The sequence below is a fragment of the Rothia sp. 11254D007BW genome (assembly GCF_053548195.1).
The window spans coordinates 957,292-978,189 of record NZ_JBPWPK010000001.1 but is presented as its reverse complement, the minus strand read 5'-3'; the positions used below and the strand labels follow the sequence as shown (position 1 = coordinate 978,189).

Genomic DNA, 20,898 nt, shown 5'->3' with positions numbered 1-20,898 from the left:
CTTAGGTGTTTTGACCGCGAACACCGCATCACACTCGCTACGGTCAACTAGCTCAGAAAGGTTTTCTGTGTCACCAGCCGCACGCAAGAAAGCAGCCAGCGAAACCGCTGCAACCAAAGCCACCGCTAAAAAAACCTCAACTCGCGCCAAAGCAAAAAAGGCTGACGAGGCAGCAGACGCCGTAGAAGCAGACGACGAAGAAAGCGCCGCACCTCAGCGAGCCCCCAAGAAGACCGCAGCTAAGAAGGCTGCCCCCAAGAAGAGCCGCAAGGCTAAGGACGAGGACGACGATTTCGCCGACGACGATATCGATCTGGACGACGAAGACCTCGATACCGACGACATCGAAGATGTCGATGAAGACGATGACGAAGACGAGGCAGACTCTGTCACCAAGGAAGAGAAGAAAGAAGCTGAAGCTGTAGCAGCTAAGGGTTCTGGCTTCGTCTTGACCAACAACGATGAAGATGACGCCCCTGCCGTCCGCGTTGTTACCCCCGGTGCTACCGCAGACCCCGTCAAGGACTACCTCAAGCAGATCGGCAAGGTTGCCCTGCTGAATGCTGAGCAGGAAGTCGACCTGGCTATGCGTATTGAGGCCGGCCTCTACGCCGAGCACAAGCTCAAAGAGAACCCCGATATGGACCCGCAGCTCAAGAAGGAACTGCGCTGGGTAATTCACGATGGCCGTCGCGCCAAGAACCACCTGCTGGAAGCCAACCTGCGTCTGGTGGTCTCCCTGGCCAAGCGCTACACCGGCCGCGGTATGCTCTTCCTCGACCTGATTCAGGAAGGTAACCTGGGCCTGATTCGTGCTGTTGAGAAGTTCGACTACTCAAAGGGCTTCAAGTTCTCAACCTACGCAACCTGGTGGATCCGTCAGGCTATCACCCGTGCAATGGCTGACCAGGCCCGTACCATCCGCATCCCCGTGCACATGGTTGAAGTTATCAATAAGCTGGCCCGCGTCCAGCGTCAGATGCTGCAGGATCTGGGTCGCGAACCCACCCCTGAAGAGCTCGCTAAGGAACTCGATATGACCCCTGAAAAGGTCATCGAGGTTCAGAAGTACGGTCGTGAGCCGATCTCCCTGCACACCCCTCTGGGCGAGGACGGCGACTCTGAGTTTGGCGACCTGATTGAGGACTCCGAAGCAGTAGTACCTGCCGATGCTGTCTCATTCACCCTGCTCCAGGAGCAGCTGCACTCGGTGCTTGATACCCTCTCTGAGCGCGAAGCAGGTGTTGTTGCTATGCGCTTTGGTATGACCGACGGTCAGCCCAAGACCCTTGATGAAATCGGCAAGGTCTACGGCGTTACCCGCGAGCGTATCCGCCAGATTGAATCAAAGACTATGTCTAAGCTCCGTCACCCCAGCCGTTCTCAGGTTCTGCGTGACTACCTAGACTAAAAACCGAACTGCTGTAGTTGCGGTACAGGCGGGTGCCCTTGAGCCTTCTAGCTCGAGGGGCACCCGCCTTTTTTTTGATGGGGCTGGCATAAGAGAAGGTGGGAGTTGCTAGCTATCTGGGAGTTATGCGATGGCGAGGGTGGCAATTTTCCAGTTGCCCCGTTTGCGTTCTGCCCGTAGGGCTACGGCTCGGGTGCGGACGTCGTCGGTCACCAGCAAACTCATTTCATAGGCAGTCTCAGCAACTTTCTGGACGATGATACGTCGCGGGCGGATTACAGCAGGCGGCTTGCTGGGGTAAGGGGCCTGGGGGTAATGACGCTGTCGGTAGCGAATGGCGGCTTTTGCCTGTTCAAGCTGCTTTTCTAGGGCGCGGTAGCAGCCGGCTGTCATCCAGGGAGCTAGATGGTGCTGAGGCCTGCGCCCCATGAAAACTTCGATGGCAGCGGTACCAATGCGAACCCCCAGTTGCTCAAGGGCCTGCTCTTCTTGGTCGATAAAGGAGAGGCTGACGGCGGGTTCTGCTGGCTGACCCTTTTCAAAGTAGGGGGCATATTTTTCGGCGTATTCGGTAGCTTCGACGATGATGTATTTGCGGTCATCGCGTTCTGGGAAAGCTGTTTTCATGGTGTGCTCCTTTGCAAAACTTAGTGGGGTAGGGTAATCGTCTGACCTGGGAAAATCAGGGTGTCCAGGGTGGGAATGGTCTTTTGGTTGAGTTGCCAGATAGTGTGCACGAGCGCTAGCACTTCAGCGCCTGAAGCATCGGGGGCCAGGTGGTCTTCTGCGATACTCCATAGCGAGTCACCCGGGGCTACGGTATAGGTAGTAGCTGCTACGTCTTCTGAAAAGTCCGGCTGCACGCGGGTGCCACCCCCGAAGAGGGGCGAAATGGGCTGATAGCTCCTTGCCGTAACGGGAAGAACCGTAACTGTTGCTCGTTCCTGGGTTTGTTCTGGGGAAAAGAGGGGCGAAGTAGCAGAGACTAGGGTGGAGTCAGCTGATAATGCCTCGACGTCGTGGTTAATTTGAGAAGCCTGAGGGAATAGGGGCGAGCTTGTCTCGCCGTTGTGAACTCTTGCTGTTACCGAGATAGCTTGCTCAGAGGGTAGGGCATAGGCCTGGGCGGGAGCCAAAGCCCCCAGACCTAAAGAAGCTCCCGCAAGTGTTTTGAGGAGTCCCGGGGCCCATGCCGGAAGTTGTATGTGCAGGGGAGAACGTCGGGCGCGAGCTAGGGCGCTGTAGTAGAAGACTAAACCAGCTAGCCACCAGAGGGCGATACAGAGACAAAGCAAGCCAGTGATAGCGCAGACTAGCAGGCTCATCCAGGTGCCCGGGCTACGAGAAGTGAGCCCTAGGTCTTGATTCCCTTCGCTCAGAAGTGAGTGAAGTAGCATGCCTGAGGCGCCAGCTCCACTCAGCGCTAGGAGGGGGATCAGATTGGCTGTGCATAGGGCAAAAAATCGCGATGCCACTTCTTTCACCTCAAATCATGTCATTTGATGTAGTTTGATGATTTATGCATCATATTACTTCCCTTTGCGATGGATTCAAGAGGGTTGTAGCAAATTTTTCAACAAATTTTCCTTGGCGGGGTATCCTCAGTGCATGGCACACCTAGATTTGCTCTTCCGCGATTACGAAATCCAGATGGAAGCACAAAAACACCGAGATTACGAGGCAGATGCTCGCGAGCTCCGCCAGATAGAGCTTTCACGCGTCACCGTGGCCGACCGTTTGGCAGCCCAGCTTGGGCAGCTGCTGACTATTCACGGGTCTACTGGAGATATTTGGCGGGGGAGACTGGAGACTTTGGGGCTGGGGTGGCTTCAGCTAGAAACGGACGCCGGCGGCCTCATTCTTCCGCTTGCGCACCTTCTTTACTGGGAAGGTGGAAACCACCAGGCCGTGGGCGAAGCTCATGAAGTGTCTCGCAAACTCACGCTGGGATCTGCCCTACGGGCCCTCAGCGCTGCCCAACGTGATATCCATATTTATCATGCAGGAGGAACCGGTCTCACCAGTGCAGGTAAAGTGTGGGCAGTTGGTGCTGACTACTGTGAAATCGTGGGGCAGCAGGCACACAAAGAGGACGCCCGCGGAACTCGGGGAGCTCCACGCTGCGTCCTCTTCACCTCAATTGCCGCTATCAGGGTAGCGGGATAAACAGTCTGTTTTAGGAGATATCGGCTCGTTCGGCCTGCTCGGCCCGAATGGCTTCTTCGGTCATCGCATAGCGCTCGCTGATATATGCTTCGAGCATGCTCTTTTCAACCCGCCACTGGTTTCTGCCGCCAATCTGGATGGCCTTCAGTTCCCCTGAGCGTACCAGGGCGCGAGTTTGGCTGGGGGATATATTGAGAATTTCACCGACGTCGGTCAGGGTGAGAAAGCGCTGTTCAACCATGTCTGGTTCCTTCTGAAACGGGGGAGTAGGTGGGGGGATCCTTTGCTTTAGTTTAGTGCATTTTGAACTACCTTGATAGAAGAAGCAAGGCCTGTGGATAACTTGCTTGATTTTGCGTAACCTTGGTCAAAAATACGTGCAATCTTTGAAATTGATGTTCTGATTAGGGAAACTGCTGTCAACGAGGAAAACTTCCTGACTCAAAGAGGTGTCATGATGGCTCAAGAAAATCTTGCTCCCCGTTTCAGAAAGCCGGGGTTCCGCGACCCTAAGCTACTGGCGGGCGTCCTAATTATTCTTCTCTCGGTTCTGGGCGTCGTCGGCCTTATCCGAGCTACCAACCAGACTCAGCCCTACTATGTTGCCAGTAAAGATATCGGTATCGGCGAAAAAATTACCACCGATAACGTGACAACTGCCCAGGTCAAGCTAGATGAATCAGCAGGTCTCTACCTTTCGGCGGAGCAAGTAATCGCTGACGGGTCGGTAGCTACCCGTCCGCTAGCTGCGGGGGAGCTTCTCTCACCCCGGTCGCTGTCCACCGAGGTAAGCGACGGGCGCAGGCTCGTTACCCTGCTACTTGATCAGTACGCGGTAGCCGAATATGCTCCTGGCAATCGGGTAGATATTTGGGTTGCCTACAAAACAGAGGGGGCCAACTCGTACGGTGATCCCGTGGTCATCGCAGAATCAGCCGAGGTGCATTCTGTAACGGCCCAAGAATCTGTGATTGGAGGAACCGGCCGTTCGGCTGTTGAATTGTGGGTAAACCAGGACGTCCTGCCCACAGTCCTCGGTGCCACCAGCAAGGGAGCGGTCATCAGCCTGGTTCCGTCGGCCTACGCACCGGGAGGGAACTAATGCAGGTTCCTATCGTTATTGTTGGTGATGAGGGCGGACGTTTCGTTTCAGCCATTGAGTCTCAACGTGGCCAGGTGAGCGTGGTCAGGCACGTGCACGATATCGGTGAAATGCTGGGACTTGCCCAAAGCGGCCTTGCCCGCGCTGTGCTGATCGTGACCGGGGGAGAAGAACTCACCCTTTCCATGGTTAAATCTCTGCACCACCTTGAGGTGGCAGTGTGTCTTGTCAATGACCAGGGAACCCAGCCACCTATAGAAGGCATCCACCCGATTGATTCTCTAGCCGATACCGCAGAGATCGTTAGCGAGATCGAAAAGGCCGTCGATACCCTGCTGAATTCAGAGCAGACCGGTGAGCAGGCCAACCAGGCTCAGAACGAGGAGCCTGCCCTCTCCGCCCCGGCTCAAAGTCACCCCATAAGGGGTGACGAAAAGCAGGACGCTCCTGCCCCCTCACCTGCGGAAGGGAAGATAGTAGCGGTGTGGGGCCCCTACGGTTCACCGGGACGCACCACCCTGGCCATCAACCTGGCAGCAGCCTACGCAGAAACAGGGTACTCGGTTTGCTTGGTGGACGCAGATACCTACGGGGCGTCCGTGGGAGCTGCTCTAGGCCTTACTGATGACTACTCAAGCCTCGCCCAACTCTGCCACCACGCAGACCGTGGAGGCATAACCCAACAACAGCTCAAGGAACTTACCCACACCGTCTCGCACCGCTCCCACTACTTCGACATCATCACCGGCATCAACCGACCAGATCGCTGGGTAGAGGTACGCTCAAACGCTCTCGACCTCGTACTCGATACACTGGTTTCAACATACGACCTGGTGGTTATCGATACCTCTTTCTGCCTTGAGGAAGACCCAGCCCTAAGCTTTGACGGTTTGACTCCCCAACGAAACGACGCAACCTTAACCAGCCTGGCGCGAGCTGACCACCTGATAGCTCTTGGCCTAGCAGACCTTGTGGGCGTACCGCGTCTTATCAAAGCCTACGACACCCTTAGCCAGGTGCTTGGGCCAGCCCTTGATCAAAGAATCAGCATTGTCTTCAACCGCGTCCGCACCGAGGCCCTAGGCCCATCTGCCCAGGTCGCTCTCGAACACTCCTGGGAACGATTCGGGCCCAGCCTGCCCATAGCAGCCCAGCTACCAGAAGACAGCCCAAGCGCTGATAAAGCCCGCCTAGCAGGAACAACAATTCTTGAAGTAGCCCCACAGACAGAACTGGCCCGCCAGCTACAGGCGCTCGCCGACACCAGCCGAAATGCCCTAGGGATCGGAAAACCTGCCCCATCACTAGCGCCCCCTCCGAGCCCGAGCATGGTAGAAAAGAAGAAGCCCTGGGTGCGCTTTACCCGCCGCCCCCGCTCCTAACCCACCCTGCCCAGACCACCAGGAGGCCCCCTTGTCACTCACTGAAATCCTCATGCGCACCGGCGCTTACGGGCCGGGCGATATCGAGTGGCTCCACCTGCTCACTAACGAGTGGCAAATCATTGCAGATACCGGCTACTGCGACCTCATGCTCTGGGCGCCCCAAGCCGACACCATCGAGGGCTACTTCTCCCTGTCCCAGCCGCTGCCGGCGTCCGCTGGGTTCATCAACCTCGCCCAGATTCGCCCCTCCACCACCCACACGGTTTTTCACACCGACTGGGTCGGCAAAGAGCTCGACCCGGCCCTCTGCGAGCGGGCGGTTGCAAGCTGGAACAGCCAAACCCCCAAGACCCTCAATGACGAGCACAACCTCACCGATATCGTCCTTGATACCGAGTTCATTCCGCTAATACGCAATGACAGACCCGTAGCCCTCTTGTCGGTCCACCGCGAGAGCCTGGGTACCCGAAAGCGCCAGAAAGCGGAGAGGGTCTACCGCGACGTCTCCCACCATCTTCTACAGATGGTCTCGCGCGGTGCCTGGCCCGAGTTCTCCGCCCCTGTTGGAACGGCCCACGGCAACCCCCGTGTGAGCGACGGCTTGGTCATGCTTGATACGGACGGACGGGTTACCTACGCTTCACCTAATGCTCTGTCTATCTACAAGCGTCTCAACTACGCAGGTGACATGCTCGGTGCGAGCCTACTCGATATCACCCGGGCCCTGCTACCTGCCGGTGAGAAGGCGGACGAAACCCTACCCCTGGTCCTTACCGGGCGCATGCCCTGGCGCGCAGAAATCAAAGCCAATCGCAAAAACGTCACCTTCCGTGCCATCCCCCTGCGCCATTTTTCACGTCTGGGTGAAGAACGCTACGGGGCCCTGCTGCTCTGCCGCGACGTCACCGAGCTGCGTCGCCGAGAGCAAGAAATGATGTCGAAAGACGCTACTATCCGCGAAATCCACCACCGGGTTAAAAATAATCTCCAAACAGTCTCAGCCCTGCTTCGTCTGCAATCGAGACGCATGACCACCCCCGAAGCGAAGGAAGGCCTGGAACAGGCGATGCGCCGTGTCTCCACTATCGCGCTGGTGCACGATGCCCTCTCCCAGGGGCTAACTCAGGATGTAGACTTCGATGACCTCATTAGCCGACAGTTTAGGCTTGCTGCAGAGCTTGCCTCGCCAGGGCAGCACGTTGCCACCCGGATCGAGGGATCTTTCGGGAAGCTACCCAGCCAAATTGCCACCCCTCTTGCCCTCGTTATTAATGAGGTTGTGGCTAACGCGGTAGAACACGGTTTAGCTGGAGAAACCGGTACCGTAACCCTTGGTTGCCAGCATCGCTACTCAGAAGGGCAAGAGCACAGCATTATCGTGACGGTTCAAGATAGCGGCCCCGGAATCAGCGCCGAAAAAATTAGAGAGCTAGAGGGAACTGGCAGCGGAACCGGTCTAGGGACTCAAATTGTTAAAACCCTGGTAGCCAGCGAGCTCAACGGTACTATTCACTGGAGTCTTGCTCCTGAAGGCGGAACACTGGTGACAATTGAAGCTGCCATCGTGTAGCTAAAGGAAAGCCGCATAAAAAGGAGGGGCGAACCGGTACACCGGTTCGCCCCTCATCAAGAACACTTACATGAAGTTGCTACTATGAGGCCCTGCGGGCTCGGGCAGCACGTCGCTTCATAGCGCGACGCTCATCTTCACTCATACCGCCCCACACACCAGAATCCTGGCCTGTTTCGATAGCCCACTGCAGGCAGGTATCCATCACAGTGCAGCTGCGGCAGACATTCTTAGCTTCTTCAATCTGAAGAAGGGCGGGCCCGGTGTTTCCTACGGGGAAAAAGAGTTCAGGGTCTTTCTCAAGACAAGCAGCACGGCTACGCCAATCCATTAGCATGCTCTCCTATAGGGTTTACCGGATTAAAGCTGAGGCAAAAGCAGCTCAGCAACTAACAAAAAAATCTGGCCCCTTTCCTAGAAGGAGCCAAACTTGAACCTCAATAACTTTCCCACGATATGGGGCGTCATACAAGGGGGTTGTGAATGAAAATCTGCTTGCAGCCCTGAGGTAAATGTCACAGGCGGGCGCATAAAGGGGTGCCGGGGTGAGAGGTGACACTCCCGGGTGCCTATTCTAGATAGGAGACCCTTTCTTAGTACATAGAGAAATGAGATAAACGTGGCTTCTTCCAGCGTTTCAGCCCTTCCAATTCCCGTGAAAATCTTGGTCGGGCTGAGCCTCCTTCAGGCCCTGTATCTAGTGGTTACTGCTCTCATCGGGACTTTCGCTTCTGCCGATATTGGGGGAGCGTCAGTTATTGCCTCCTTTTATTTCATTATTGCCCTGGCTCTCGCCGTGGGCGCTGTTGCCGTGTGGAAGGCGCAGCGGTTTGGGCAACCTCTCGTGCTTGTTTGGCAACTCTTCGCGGTCATCATCGGCGTTCAAACTACTCTGGGCGGAGATTACCTGGTAGGGCTAGCAACGGTAGGCATAAGCGGAGCTGTCATCCTGCTACTTTTTACCCGCTCTACTCTTGAGCATCTGGCTCCTTCCTCCCGGTAACCTGTTAGTCGGGTAAGGCTGCCTGAAAAGCCGTAATAGTTGCGTGATCAATCATGACTCCCCGCCCTGCCGGGAGCTGGCCGTAAGTTTTAAGGTCAAGGGGGAGAGGTACGCCCGGGTAGAAGGACATGTCTGCGGAGCTATGCGGGGTAAGGACGATACCCGTAGAGGTACCGCTGAGGGCAGCAAGAATCGGTGAGCTACTCCACCGTGGCCAGGGTGTGTAGGTCACGACAACAGACCCAAACTTTTCTTTCTGGGCTAGTATCGTCTGCTGTATATCGTGGCTGAGCTTATCAAGGTCGTCGATGAGCAGAATGGGGCGGAGCCCCAGGCTCTCGCTCCGTGCAAGAGCTTGACTGATATCTTCTGCTGCGGTGCCGGTATCTGATGAAATAACAATGAAGAAATGCTCAGGATTAGCTTGGACGAGGGTCGTAAGTAGGCTCGTTTTTCCGGATCCTCTCGGGCCGCTGACGCTGATAAATCCACCTCGCAAAGGCGGGGTAAAGGCTACCGAGCCGTCCCTGAGTACACCGCAGGCGAGTGCGCCGGTGTGGGGCTTGGCTGCTGACGGGAGGGAGCTGACCGGGGAGTGCAAGGGGAGCGGACGCCAGGAAAGCCAGTATCTGTGGGAGTCGCTTAACAGGTGGTTAGGGCCTTGCCGAGCACCGGTCTTTGGGGCAGCTAGCGGAGCGCTGAGCTCTGTCCAAGCAAGTGTGCCTGCCTGTACTTTTCCTTCTGAGGAGTCGTAGATAACCTTTCCTTCTATCGCAAACTGCCCGCTGCCCGGCAGGGTGTAATCCCTAGTGTGGGTACGAAGAGGGTCATTCTCAACAGCTGCTCGAGTCATGAAGGTGTGCTCAAAGATATGCTGGTACTTACCTCGTACACCTGTTACTGAAGTGCAGAAAACCTGAACTGTTGGGTGATCACCCAAGTTGAGAATCTGTTGCAGGTGAGCTTCTGCAGCCGGGTACCGTTGGAGCGTATCTAGCAGTGTTTCTAGCGTATCTATGATGAGGAGCTGGCCCGGTCCTGGGGCTTCTGTGCAGCAGGCTAGAAGGTGCTGAAGATAGTTGGAATCCTGGTAGGTAAAGACGTCAAACTGTTCTGCGTATTCCTTGCCCCAGCTGCGTATCTCTCGTGCGCGCTGTTCTGACGGCGTAAGACATAATACGGCGTACCCTTGAGTGAGAGCTTGAAGGAGGGTTACCCGAAGCGCAGGTATCCACTCGTTGCTGCCTCCCTGTACTAAAATTGGGCCATCTTCCGCCGACCAGATAAAGGGGGCTTGAAACCCTAGTTCTGCTATCTCGTACTGGCCGAGCAATAAGGTAAAGGGGCCAGCAGACTCCGGCAAATCTGTATGGCAAGGAGCTGAGAGTGATGCCGGAATTGGCTGATAGGTCGGTAGCTGATGTGCATTCTGGTAGGCCTGGTAGATAGCCGTATTGGTGGTATCGAGTTCTGCATCGCTCAGAGCCTGGCAATCGGTGGGCTCCTGAGAACCAGGCAAATCGAGCACAAAACGTGCTCGGCATCGTCCTTGGTGCTCTTGCCTGTAAAGTCCCGTGATTAAAGGAGCTTGAAACTCAACCATCTCATTATCTGCACTCCGTAGAAGGCCCCGCCCCGGGAAGCTAGCAGAGATATGAGAAGCTTCTTCCGAGCCTAGAACATTGAAAGATTCCTGGGCAGAACTTACTCTAAGGCACATCACTGTTGAGATATTTGCCCTGATATCGGGAGAAATTGCTCCCTGCGGGCGCTGGGTAGCTAGGACGAGGTGGTAACCCAGCGACCTGCCAATCGTAGCTATCTTCATCATTTCGCTCATAATGTCTGGGTAATCATCGACAAGCATGCGAAACTCATCGATGCAGATAATTAGCTCCGGAAAATCAGGCGCTGTGCGGGCGTTTCTGCAGAGGTCGATATAATCGTCATAGGAACTGACGCCCAACTGCTTCCAGACCTGTTTGCGGTGGGTAAGGTCTGCCCGCAAGAACTTCATAGTGCGCATTAGCTGAGACGCGTCAAGGTCAGAGATGAGCGAAACACAATGGGGTAGAGACGCTAGAGGGCCTAAACCAGCACCACCTTTGAAATCTATGAGGACGAAGGAAAGACGCTGAGGCGGGTAGCTGAGGGCTGCAGACCATAGCAGGGAACGAAGAAGCTGGGACTTACCTGAACCTGTAGTCCCTGCACAGAGAAAATGCGGGCCATGATGCACAAGGCCGAGTTTTAGGTCATCGTTACTTTCACAGGCTAGCCCCGCATACAGAAAGATCTCTTCTGCCCATAGATTCCCCGGCTGGTTACCCTCCGGTAGCTCAGGGAGAGCATAAGCAGGTAGTTGAGAAGTATTCGTTGCTGCAACGCTAACTCTCTGGAGAAGAGAGGATGTAGTGACTCTTCCCCAACTCGCCAGGAGAGCACAGTAACGCTCTTCGCTGATTCCGTCTAAAACGACGTCATGCCAGCTCGTTGACTGAGAAAAGAGCTCTGCAGGCTCTTTATGAAGCCCTTTGTTGGCTAAGGGAAAGGGGAGAAGCTGTGGAGGTAAGGACGGCGGCAGATAGGAGCACACCAAAAAACCTGTTTCTAAACTACTGAGCTCTGCAAGAGACACCGTGCACACGTTTGCTGCTGCAAGAAGCGGGTCAATGAGACGCAAAAACCAAGTAGCCTCCTGCTCCTGAACAAGAAGGTAGACCGGCTGATTCTGAGCCAAGAGCTGGCAGAGGGCTAAACGCTGGGTCGAAAGAGGAAGCCCAGAGACTAGGGGCGCAAGTTCTTCTACGCTTATGACATAAGGGGCTCCCTGGACTTCAGGGAGGCTCCTTACCTCACGTTGCTTGCCCCTAATTCGTACTGGCCGGGTGCCTCGTCCTATCACAAGACCCGTCTCAGCATGCACTTGGTTAGCTCCGCGGTAACGGGCTATAGCTTCCTCTTCCTCCCGAGCAAGCTGCGCTATCTGACGACGCACTGAGGATCTTTCACGCCCCTGAGAAAGAGCATGAAGGCTCATTAAGAGCGAAGATCCACACGCCATGAGAAGAACAAGCCACAGCTGGGTAAACCAGGCAATCACACAGCCCAAAAGGAGCGGAAGACCCACTGTCGCTGCCAGCAGCAGCTTAGATTTAGGTGCAGGAACTTCAACCTCTTGAACAACAGGGTCACAGTAGGGAGAAGAACTGTACCCCGGCCGATCAACGACAAGGACGCTCCCACCCACTATAAATTTTTCACCTATTTCAAGCTTGTTGCGATACCCCTCACCTACGAAAGAAACACCGCTACCTGTCACCTCTAAGAAGCCCTCAACAGGTGCAAGAGCAGGGTCATCGATTGTGAGCAGGGGAGCCTGCCTACCAAGTTCCCAGCTACCTCGCGATAGTGGGAAATGAGAATGAGAATCCGGGCCGTGCACCACACGTAAGGTAAACAGGGCCTTCTCATCAGGCAAAGAAGGACTCGTCAGACCGGGTAAAGAGGGTAGAACTGTGAGCTGGGCGCCACTAACCCAAGGACTATCGCCGGGAACAAGCTCCCTGATGTCTTGGCCCTGAATACCCCAACTGAAATCAGCATTACCCCACGTACTGCAGAGTTCTTTGTGGACGTCTACCCCTGTCGTGTCAGGTGAATACTCAAACTCCACTGTTCGATAAGGCCCCGCCGGTGGTTGCTGGACATATATTAAAAGCTTCATAAGGCCAGCAAAGACCTGGAAACATGCCAATGCAAGGGCGCAAAACGAAAAAACAAACTTTGGAAGTTGTTTTGGGCCTCATTGTGGAAAAATCAAGTTTCTCTTCTTGATTTCGCTATTGATATCGAGACCGGGGAATAATCACACGATCTTTCCAGCCTGTTAGCGGGTGGTGATCGACTATATCCGGTACTTTTGTTATTAACTGTGTTTACCCTGCGAGTAAGGGACACACCGAAGTTAAGCTTCTACGCTGTAGTAGCAGAGCATGGTTGTTCAGACTCACGATAGTTGTGCAACCCCTAACAAGGAGTAAGTTAAGTGAACGCTGATCTTGTAGTTGTAGGCTCTGGCCTCTTTGGCCTCACCATTGCTGAGCAAGCTGCTACCCAGCTTGGCCTCAAGGTAGCCCTGCTCGACCGTCGCCATCACATCGGTGGCAACGCATACAGCGAAAACGAAGAGAAGACAGGAATTGAAGTTCACCGCTACGGCGCCCACCTCTTCCATACCTCCAACGAACGTGTCTGGGAATACGTCAACCGTTTTACCGGATTTACTAATTACACCCACCGTGTTTACACCAACCACAACGGTATCGTGTACCCCATGCCCATTAACCTGGGTACTATCAACCAGTTCTTCAACGCTGCCTACTCACCTGCAGAAGCCAAGGCTCTCATTCAGGAGCAGGCCGGTGAACTGGCAGGGACCGACCCCAAGAACCTGAACGACAAGGGCATCTCCCTCATTGGGCGTCCGCTCTACGAAGCTTTCATCAAGCACTACACCGCAAAGCAGTGGCAGACCGACCCCGCTGACCTGCCGGCGTCCATCATCTCCCGTCTGCCCGTGCGCTACAACTACGACAACCGCTACTTCAACGATAAGTACGAAGGCCTACCCGTCGACGGCTACACCGCCTGGCTTGAGCGCATGGCAGCCCATTCCAACATCGAGGTGCACCTCAACACCGACTTCTTCGAAGAGGGCCACGAATACTCCCGTTCCAAGGTCCTCGGCCAGGTCCCCGTTGTCTACACCGGCCCCGTAGACCGCTACTTCGACTACGCCGAAGGTGACCTCTCCTGGCGTACCATCGACCTCGAAGAAGAAGTCCTTGACATCGAAGACTTCCAGGGCTGCTCCGTCATGAACTACCCCGACGCAACCCACCCCTTCACCCGCATCCACGAGTTCCGTCACTTCCACCCCGAACGTGACTACACCAAGGATGCCACCGTCATTCACCGCGAATACTCACGCTTCGCGGAAAAGGGTGACGAACCCTACTACCCCATCAACACCGGTGCTGACCGCGAGATGCTCCTCAAGTACCGCGAACTCGCTGGCGGAGAACAGAACGTGCTCTTCGGCGGACGCCTGGGCACCTACAAGTACCTCGACATGCACATGGCTATCGGTGCTGCACTCTCCATGTTCGATAACAAGCTCCGCCCCCACTTCGAAAAGGGTGAAAAGCTGGTGTCTGGCGGAATCGAGGCATAAAGATGAGCGTAAAAAATATGTCTGAAATGAAAATCCTTCAGCGGGTCATCCTCCCCGAAGCAGTTCAAACCGATGTTATACCTTTGTACATTGACAGCGGTAGTGCTACTGGCGTGCAGCTCCCTACCCGTTTAGACGGAGACGCAGCTAAAACTATTGAGAAGGCAGCTGCACAACAAGAGCTGAAGAATGAAAATTCAATGGGGCCTGCAACGGTGAGCACCGACCTGCTTGGGCGCCGGTCAACTCATCTAGACGCGGGTAAAACTGTTTCATTTGGAACCTACTTCAATGCTTTCCCTGCCTCGTACTGGAGACGGTGGACCGAGCTGAAGTCAGTAACCCTTAGAATCACCACCGAGGGCGCAGGCATGGTTGTGGTGTATAAATCGAATGCCCGCGGTGTAATTCAACGTGTTGATGCCAAAGTGCTTGAAGGTGCAGAAACCGTAACCTTCGATTTGACGCTTGCTCCTTTTGGTGATGGCGGTTGGTACTGGTTTGACCTTACGGCAACCAAGAGTGACCTTACCCTGGTAGAAGCTGACTGGCTCGGTGATATTCAGCCGCGTCTGGGGGAGGCAGGCGGTAAAGCCACCGTACAGATTACAACTATGAATAAGGTGCAGTACTGCATCGACAACATTCGTTCTCTGGGTAATAACCTTGATGCCCTTGAGACCGTAAAAGAGATTCTGATCGTTGACCAGGGTACCGAGAAGGTCCAGGATCATCCGGACTTTGAAGAGGTTGTTGCTCCTCTCGCGGGTAAATTCCGCATCATTAACCAGGCAAATCTGGGTGGTTCTGGTGGCTTCGCTCGCGGCATGTTTGAGTCAGTAAACAATGGTTCAGATTATGTCATGCTGCTAGATGATGACGTAGTCGTTGAGCCCGAGTCAATTTTGCGTCTCATCACTTTTGCGGATTACTGTAAGAACCCCACTATTGTGGGCGGTCATATGTTCGATATGTACGATCGTTCGGTTCTGCACGCATTCGGTGAAGTTGTAAACCCCTGGCGTACCTTTTACGATAAACCGCACGAGGATATGTCGCTTGGCCATGACCTCGGTCGAAATAACCTGCGTAGCACCCACTGGATGCACCGTCGAGTAGACGTTGACTATAACGGTTGGTGGATGTGCCTTATCCCGACTGAAGTTATCAATAAGATTGGGCTATCCCTTCCCCTGTTCTTGAAGTGGGATGACGCTGAGTACGGTCTTCGCGCTAAGGAAGCAGGAGTTGCTACGGTGTCGTTCCCTGGAGCAGCTTTGTGGCACGTATCGTGGCAGGACAAGGACGATTCCGTCGGCTGGCAGGCTTACTTCCATGAGCGTAACCGACTCATTACAGCTTTGATTCATTCTCCCTTTGAAAAGGGCGGATCAGTTCTGCGTGAGTCTCTCTTCCTAGATGTTAAGCACGCTCTCTCTATGCAGTACTACACCGAAGAAGGTCGTCTCATGGCTATCGAGGACCTTCTTTCTGGTCCCGAGCACCTGCACCCTTCGCTCAGCGAACGTTTGCCCGTAATTCGCGGTAAGGTGAAGGAATTCCAGGACGCCCAGCTGAAATCGAACCTCGATGACTACCCCCAGCCTAAGACAAGTAAACCTCCCTTTAAGGGGCGTCGTAACTTCAGCTCGCCTGGCTACCAGAAGCTGATTCCGTGGACTATTTCTACGGTGGGCCGTCAGCTCTTTAAGCCGGTGGATGATCTAGCGAAAACACATCCTCAGATTCAGCTGAATTACTCAGAGAACCGTTGGTGGACTGTTTCTAAGTTCGATTCGCTTCTTGTTACTAACGCAGAAGGTACCGGTGTTTTCTGGTATCAGCGTGACCCCAAGAAGCTGCGCGAAAATTTGGCTCGTGCTTCGAAACTGCATGCACAGCTCTTTAAAAACTGGGCTGATTTGCGAAACCAGTACCGCTCTGCTGCTGCCGAAGTAGCATCCTATGATGCCTGGGCTAAAACCTTCCAGAAGCATACGGAGTCTGAGCTAACCCGATGAATAAACAAGTAACTCATCCTCTCTCCCCTCCGGGGCATGGCAGAGGGCTCCGTGATGTCTTTCAAAATCGTTACCTTCTAAAGCTGCTTGTCGACAAGGAAATTCAGGTCCGCTACCGCGGATCTGTGCTAGGTATCCTGTGGTCCTATATCAAGCCTGGTGTGCAGTTTGGCGTCTTCTATATTGCGATGGGTCTGTTCCTGGGCCTTGAACGAGGTATGCAGAACTACGCTATCTATCTGTTCTCGGGAATGATTGTTATTAATTTCTTCTCTGAAGGGTTTAGTAACGGTGCCAAGGCAATGGTCGTCAATGGGGCTCTTATTAAGAAGATTTATCTTCCGAGAGAACTTTTTTCAGTCTCTACAATTTGGGTAGCTTTAATTCACTTTGTGCCCCAGATCGCGGTGCTTTTAGTGGCTTGTCTCTTTGCAGGGTGGAGCCCGGATTTGAAGCAGCTGGGTGCTGCACTCGTGGCCATGGTAATCATTATGATTTTTTCTGCAGGGCTTGGACTCATTTTCGGCGTAGCCAATGTGTTCTTCCGAGACTCGGAAAACATTGTGGATATGCTCTTGATGGTTGCCACATGGTTTTCCCCTGTGCTGTATTCATGGACTATGGTGCGCGATACCCTGTACTCGTGGGTTATCACTGTTTATCTGATGAACCCGCTTACAGTTGCTGTTGAGCTCTTCCATTACGCATTCTGGATTCCTACCCTGCCTGAAGAGGCTTTGGCTCTACCTACCTCGCAGATTCCTCCGCATCTTCTTACCCTGTGGGTACCTGTTGCGCTGGGCGTTTCTCTCGTGACCCTGTTCCTCGGCGACTTACTTTTCCGTAAGCTAGAGGGCAACTTCGCCCAGGAGCTCTGATTTACGTGGATATCAAGAAGTTTGATTTACCACCCGTGGCAGATAATGCTCCTGTGGTTATCAAGGTTGAGTCTCTAGTGAAGCGCTTTGTGCTGCGCCATACTCGGTCGATGAAGGAGGCCTTTGTCTGGCTGATGAAGGGCCGTAAGGGAGATCTGAACGAGAAGTTCAATGCTCTTAACGGGGTTTCCCTGGACATCCGCGAAGGCGAGCGCGTTGCCCTGCTGGGCTATAACGGTTCGGGTAAATCTACCCTGCTCAAGCTGATTTCGGGTGTGATGCACCCGGATGAGGGCAGGGTATTGACCGGCGGACGCATCGCTGGGCTTATCGAGGTTGGAGCAGGTTTCCACCCCGATTTGACCGGGCGTGACAACGTATACCTGAACGCGGCCATCCTTGGTATGAGCAAGGAACAGATTGAAGCAAAATTTGATGAAATTGTTGAATTCTCTGAAATTGGCAACTTTATCGATACCGAGGTTAAGTTCTACTCGTCGGGTATGTACCTGCGACTGGCTTTTGCTGTAGCTGTTCATACTGATCCGGAGATTTTCTTAGTGGATGAGATTCTGGCTGTGGGTGATGAACCTTTCCAGAAGAAATGTATCGCTAAGATTCGAGATCTGAGTGCTGAAGGGAAAACCCTGGTTGTGGTGAGCCACGATCTTGATTTGGTGGCGAAGATCTGTGAACGCGGAGTGGTCCTGGACCATGGCTCTAAGCAGTTCGATGGTCCTATCGACGAAGCGATTGAATTCATGAGGGCAAAATCCCACTAGGGGAGCCTTCCCCAAAAATACCCACAAGCTAGATAGCTTGTGGGTATTTTTGTGCGTTGTTACTAGTCAGTAACTAGTTGTGTGTCAAAACATTACGGTTTTGAGGGCTGGGTTGAAGGTCTGTGGATGAAATGAGGGCCTCTAAATATTCTCCCTTATCAGAGAGGGATTTGTATGAAAGAGATGGGTGTGGTGGCGGTGATTGTGCGTGGGTTATCCACAGGATGCGTTGAGTATGGTTGATTGTTTTGCCTAATCATCTGTATCTTGTTTGGTAATTCAACGACCAGTCGCAACGGAGCGTAAGGGGGACAGATGCCTGAGATGCAAGCGGAGGCTTTAATTGAGGCGGACGTTCGTGATTTGATTCGTCGAAGCAGTATTGACCCGCTCGTACAGCAGGGGGAAGCCAAAGAACTGATTCAGCAGGCAATCGCGGACTATGAACGTCAGATGCTGCGTGGAGCAGTTCCACGGCTTGAGAATGCTGATGCCCTAATTAGCTCTCTATTCGATAAGGTGTGCGGTTTCGGTGAGATTCAGCAGTATCTAGATGATAGCTCTGTTGAAGAGATCTGGATCAATGCGCCGGACGAGATTTTTGTGGCTCGCGCTGGGGAATCTGAACTAACCGGGCTGACCCTCAGCGAAGAACAAATTCGTGCTCTGGTAGAGCGTATGCTCAAGACTTCGGGGCGGCGCCTTGATTTGAGTACGCCTTTTGTCGATAGTTCCTTGCCTGATGGTTCTAGGCTTCACGTCGCTATACCGGATGTTACCCGCCGTCACTGGGCTATCAATATCCGCAAGTTTATCGCTAGAGCTACTAGGCTCAGTGACCTGGTGAAGCTAGGTTCCCTGAGTGCGGATGCTGCAAAGTTTTTAGATGCAGCCGTGGCCAGCGGGTTAAATTGCCTGGTCTCTGGTGCTACTCAGGCTGGCAAAACAACCATGTTGAACTGTCTGTCAGCATCTATTGGCATGCGGGAGCGCGTTATTACCTGTGAGGAGATTTTTGAGCTCAAAATTCCCCTCCGCGATGTTGTGAATTTGCAGTGCCGTCAGCCCAACCTGGAAGGCCACGGCGAGATTCCTCTCCGGCGCCTAGTGAAAGAGGCTTTGCGCATGAGACCCGACCGCCTCATCATTGGTGAGGTGCGCGAAGCTGAGTCTCTTGATATGCTCATCGCGCTCAACTCCGGGCTCCCGGGGCTCTGTACTATCCACGCTAACTCAGCTCGTGACGCAATCACGAAGATGTGTACCCTTCCACTCTTGGCCGGCGATAACATTTCGAGTTCGTTTGTCGTCCCCACCGTGGCTTCTTGCTTTGATTTAGTGGTTCACTGCGACCGTAATCTGCGGGGCAAACGGCAGGTGCGAGAGATTCTTGCCGTTGGTAACCGGGTCGAAAACGGGGTGATTGAAACCAGCACACTGTTTAGACGAGAAGGCGATCAGCTGGTATGCGTTGCTTCTGAGGTGCCTTCGCCTGAGAAATTTACTCGTGCTGGCTACGCCCCTGAGACCCTTCTTAACTGCGAGGGGGCACTAGCATGAGTGCTTTATTCGGGCTGATGTTCGGTATCGGCGCGCTCTTAATCTATATGTCCTTTTGGGAGCTCCCCGCTAAGGAGAAAAAAGAACGAAAAGCCCCGGCGATACAACAGCTGCTGCGCCAGGCAGACCTAGAAAAGTTCACGGTAGCTATGTTTTATATGGTTTCTGCTGTAGCTGCTCTTGTTGCAATGGTGCTGACCTTCGCGTTGACCTCACTGGTTCCTCTGGCTGCCCTGGCTGCGGGCGTTGGGTTCTTTAGCCCTCGGTTAGTGGTTAAGCATCGTGCTGCTCAGCGGCAGGCCCAGTTGCGGGATTTATGGCCGGATGCGGTGGACCATCTGCGGTCAGCAATCCGTGCAGGTTTGTCGCTTCCGGACGCTCTCATGCAGCTTCAGTACCGGGGGCCGGAGCCCCTGCGTCCGGCTTTTACTAGTTTTGCTTCAGACTACCGTGCTAGCGGGGAGTTCCTTCCAGCCCTCAACCGTCTTAAAGACCGCTTGAGTGACCCCACCGCTGACAACATCATTGAGGCTCTCAAAGTTACTCGTGAGGTGGGTGGAACTGATTTAGGTCGTCTTCTGGGGACTTTGAGTACTTTCCTCCGCGAGAATAGCAGGACACGCTCTGAACTTGAGGCTCGACAGTCGTGGACGGTTAATGCTGCCCGCCTTGCCTGTGTTGCTCCCTGGGTCGTCCTGGGCCTTATGGCTACCCAGCCCAGCACTATCAGAATTTATAACAGTTTTGCGGGTTTCCTAGTGTTAGCGAGCGGCCTAGCCCTGACCGTCATCGCTTACAGGCTGATGATGCGTATCGGTGCTCTACCGGAAGAGAAGAGGGTGCTGGCATGAACTTTTCCCTTCTCCTCGGCCTTTTCCTAGCGGCAGGAATCTGGCTGGTACTTTCGAGTATCTGGACCCAGCGCCGTGAGAGCTTTGCAGACCGTATAGCGCCTCAGCTTCGTGCGGCGGAGCTTAAAAAGAACCGCCCGGACACACCGTATAGCACGCTACCTGAAGGTATTTACGGGGCGAGCGCTGCCCTCCTTGCACCGTGGGTTGAAAAGCTGTACCGGAGTCTTGGTAAGTCTAGCTTTGATACGGTGGCCCTCGAAAAACGACTTACCCAGCTAGGTGGGAATCTGACAACCGCAGAGTACCGGGTGCAGCAGGTGCTCTGGAGTCTCTTGGCAGCTACTCTCTGTATTTGTTTGGTGGCTGTGGGGCTCGCCCAAGGGACGGTAAGTTTTGTGCCGGGAGTCCTGCTGATTGTTCTGGGCGCTTGTGCTGGCTTCCTTGCACGCGACTATTGGCTGTCTCAGCAGATCGCGAAACGGGAGAAAGCCATGCTGGCTGAATTTCCTGCTTTGGCAGAGCTCATGGCCCTATCTGTTACCGCTGGGGAATCTGCCATCGGGTCGCTTGAACGGGTGGTGCGGAGTTCGCAGGGAGAGCTTTCTCGCGAGTTCCAAACTATTCTCGCGATGACTCGTTCCGGGGAGTCCCTTGTGGTCGCTCTGCAAAGTTTTTCGCAGCGTACCTCGGTAGCAGCCCTATCCCGTTTTGTGGATGGCCTGGTTGTAGCTATTGAGCGTGGCACGCCCCTGGCAGATGTTCTGCGGGCTCAGGCCCAGGACGTCCGCGATAACGCTAAACGAGAGCTCATGGAAACTGCGGGAAAGAAAGAAATCGGGATGATGGCCCCCGTCGTTTTTCTGATACTTCCGCTCACCGTATTGTTTGCGATGTTTCCTGGCCTTTCCCTACTGAATCTTAACTTCTAAA

18 protein-coding genes are annotated in these 20,898 nt (G+C 54.1%); 13 read left to right on the top strand and 5 right to left on the bottom strand.

All coding sequences use genetic code 11. The features are described 5' to 3' along the window. The first annotated feature begins 10 nt into the window (after positions 1-10). Positions 11-1,411 (top strand): RNA polymerase sigma factor, encoded by a 1,401-nt coding sequence (locus ACEE43_RS04380; RefSeq protein WP_272878678.1) that lies wholly within the window; start codon positions 11-13, stop codon positions 1,409-1,411. Positions 1,412-1,534: 123 nt separating this feature from the next. Here ACEE43_RS04380 and ACEE43_RS04375 read toward each other — a convergent pair whose 3' ends face one another. Both ACEE43_RS04375 and ACEE43_RS04370 read right to left on the bottom strand, forming a co-directional pair. Beyond that, on the bottom strand, positions 1,535-2,038 hold the full coding sequence (locus ACEE43_RS04375; RefSeq protein WP_449107348.1) for an Rv3235 family protein: 504 nt from the start codon (positions 2,036-2,038) through the stop codon (positions 1,535-1,537). 20 nt (positions 2,039-2,058) lie between these two features. Next, complete coding sequence (locus ACEE43_RS04370) at positions 2,059-2,274, bottom strand: LysM peptidoglycan-binding domain-containing protein (protein WP_449107349.1); 216 nt, start codon at positions 2,272-2,274, stop codon at positions 2,059-2,061. A gap of 745 nt (positions 2,275-3,019) precedes the next feature. Here ACEE43_RS04370 and ACEE43_RS04365 point away from each other — a divergent pair. Further along, on the top strand, positions 3,020-3,577 hold the full coding sequence (locus ACEE43_RS04365) for a hypothetical protein (protein ID WP_237207165.1): 558 nt from the start codon (positions 3,020-3,022) through the stop codon (positions 3,575-3,577). Between the two features lie 10 nt (positions 3,578-3,587). Here ACEE43_RS04365 and ACEE43_RS04360 read toward each other — a convergent pair whose 3' ends face one another. Continuing rightward, positions 3,588-3,818 (bottom strand): helix-turn-helix domain-containing protein, encoded by a 231-nt coding sequence (locus ACEE43_RS04360; protein WP_135011335.1) that lies wholly within the window; start codon positions 3,816-3,818, stop codon positions 3,588-3,590. Positions 3,819-4,031: 213 nt separating this feature from the next. On the opposite strand from ACEE43_RS04360, the gene ACEE43_RS04355 reads away from it, so the two are divergent. Genes ACEE43_RS04355 through ACEE43_RS04345 form a run of 3 tightly spaced genes read left to right on the top strand, consistent with a single transcriptional unit; the run spans position 4,032 to position 7,634 of the window. Beyond that, positions 4,032-4,679, top strand: coding sequence for an SAF domain-containing protein (locus tag ACEE43_RS04355; RefSeq protein WP_449107350.1), 648 nt, complete (start codon positions 4,032-4,034; stop codon positions 4,677-4,679). Then, positions 4,679-6,061 (top strand): AAA family ATPase, encoded by a 1,383-nt coding sequence (locus ACEE43_RS04350; RefSeq protein WP_449107351.1) that lies wholly within the window; start codon positions 4,679-4,681, stop codon positions 6,059-6,061. Before ACEE43_RS04355 ends, ACEE43_RS04350 begins: the two co-directional genes overlap by 1 nt. Positions 6,062-6,092: 31 nt before the next feature. Then, positions 6,093-7,634 carry a sensor histidine kinase gene (locus tag ACEE43_RS04345; RefSeq protein ID WP_272878829.1) on the top strand — a complete coding sequence of 514 codons (1,542 nt, stop codon included), beginning with the start codon at positions 6,093-6,095 and terminating at the stop codon, positions 7,632-7,634. Positions 7,635-7,716: 82 nt separating this feature from the next. Here ACEE43_RS04345 and ACEE43_RS04340 read toward each other — a convergent pair whose 3' ends face one another. After that, positions 7,717-7,965, bottom strand: coding sequence for a WhiB family transcriptional regulator (locus tag ACEE43_RS04340; protein ID WP_135013289.1), 249 nt, complete (start codon positions 7,963-7,965; stop codon positions 7,717-7,719). Between the two features lie 288 nt (positions 7,966-8,253). Here ACEE43_RS04340 and ACEE43_RS04335 point away from each other — a divergent pair, with 288 nt between their 5' ends. Beyond that, positions 8,254-8,637, top strand: coding sequence for a hypothetical protein (locus ACEE43_RS04335; RefSeq protein WP_237185398.1), 384 nt, complete (start codon positions 8,254-8,256; stop codon positions 8,635-8,637). Positions 8,638-8,641: 4 nt separating this feature from the next. On the opposite strand, the gene ACEE43_RS04330 is transcribed toward ACEE43_RS04335, so the two are convergent. After that, positions 8,642-12,118 (bottom strand): FtsK/SpoIIIE domain-containing protein, encoded by a 3,477-nt coding sequence (locus ACEE43_RS04330; RefSeq protein ID WP_449107352.1) that lies wholly within the window; start codon positions 12,116-12,118, stop codon positions 8,642-8,644. 567 nt (positions 12,119-12,685) lie between these two features. Here ACEE43_RS04330 and glf point away from each other — a divergent pair. The 7 genes from glf to ACEE43_RS04295 all read left to right on the top strand — a co-directional run bounded on the left by glf (position 12,686) and on the right by ACEE43_RS04295 (position 20,897). After that, positions 12,686-13,873, top strand: coding sequence for a UDP-galactopyranose mutase (gene glf / locus ACEE43_RS04325; RefSeq protein WP_449107353.1), 1,188 nt, complete (start codon positions 12,686-12,688; stop codon positions 13,871-13,873). Between the two features lie 2 nt (positions 13,874-13,875). Next, positions 13,876-15,894 (top strand): glycosyltransferase, encoded by a 2,019-nt coding sequence (locus ACEE43_RS04320; protein ID WP_449122298.1) that lies wholly within the window; start codon positions 13,876-13,878, stop codon positions 15,892-15,894. Then, positions 15,891-16,772, top strand: a complete 882-nt coding sequence (locus ACEE43_RS04315; RefSeq protein WP_449107355.1) for an ABC transporter permease — start codon at positions 15,891-15,893, stop codon at positions 16,770-16,772. The genes ACEE43_RS04320 and ACEE43_RS04315 overlap by 4 nt, the downstream gene beginning before the upstream one ends. A 5-nt stretch (positions 16,773-16,777) precedes the next feature. After that, positions 16,778-17,554: an ABC transporter ATP-binding protein gene (locus ACEE43_RS04310; protein ID WP_237185394.1), complete on the top strand. Its 777-nt coding sequence runs from the start codon at positions 16,778-16,780 to the stop codon at positions 17,552-17,554. Between the two features lie 324 nt (positions 17,555-17,878). Beyond that, on the top strand, positions 17,879-19,114 hold the full coding sequence (locus ACEE43_RS04305) for a CpaF family protein (RefSeq protein WP_449107405.1): 1,236 nt from the start codon (positions 17,879-17,881) through the stop codon (positions 19,112-19,114). Beyond that, positions 19,111-19,965, top strand: a complete 855-nt coding sequence (locus ACEE43_RS04300) for a type II secretion system F family protein (RefSeq protein WP_237199760.1) — start codon at positions 19,111-19,113, stop codon at positions 19,963-19,965. Before ACEE43_RS04305 ends, ACEE43_RS04300 begins: the two co-directional genes overlap by 4 nt. Then, entirely contained in the window at positions 19,962-20,897 is a 936-nt protein-coding gene (locus tag ACEE43_RS04295; RefSeq protein WP_237199759.1) for a type II secretion system F family protein, read from the top strand. The genes ACEE43_RS04300 and ACEE43_RS04295 overlap by 4 nt, the downstream gene beginning before the upstream one ends. Position 20,898: the final 1 nt, after the last annotated feature.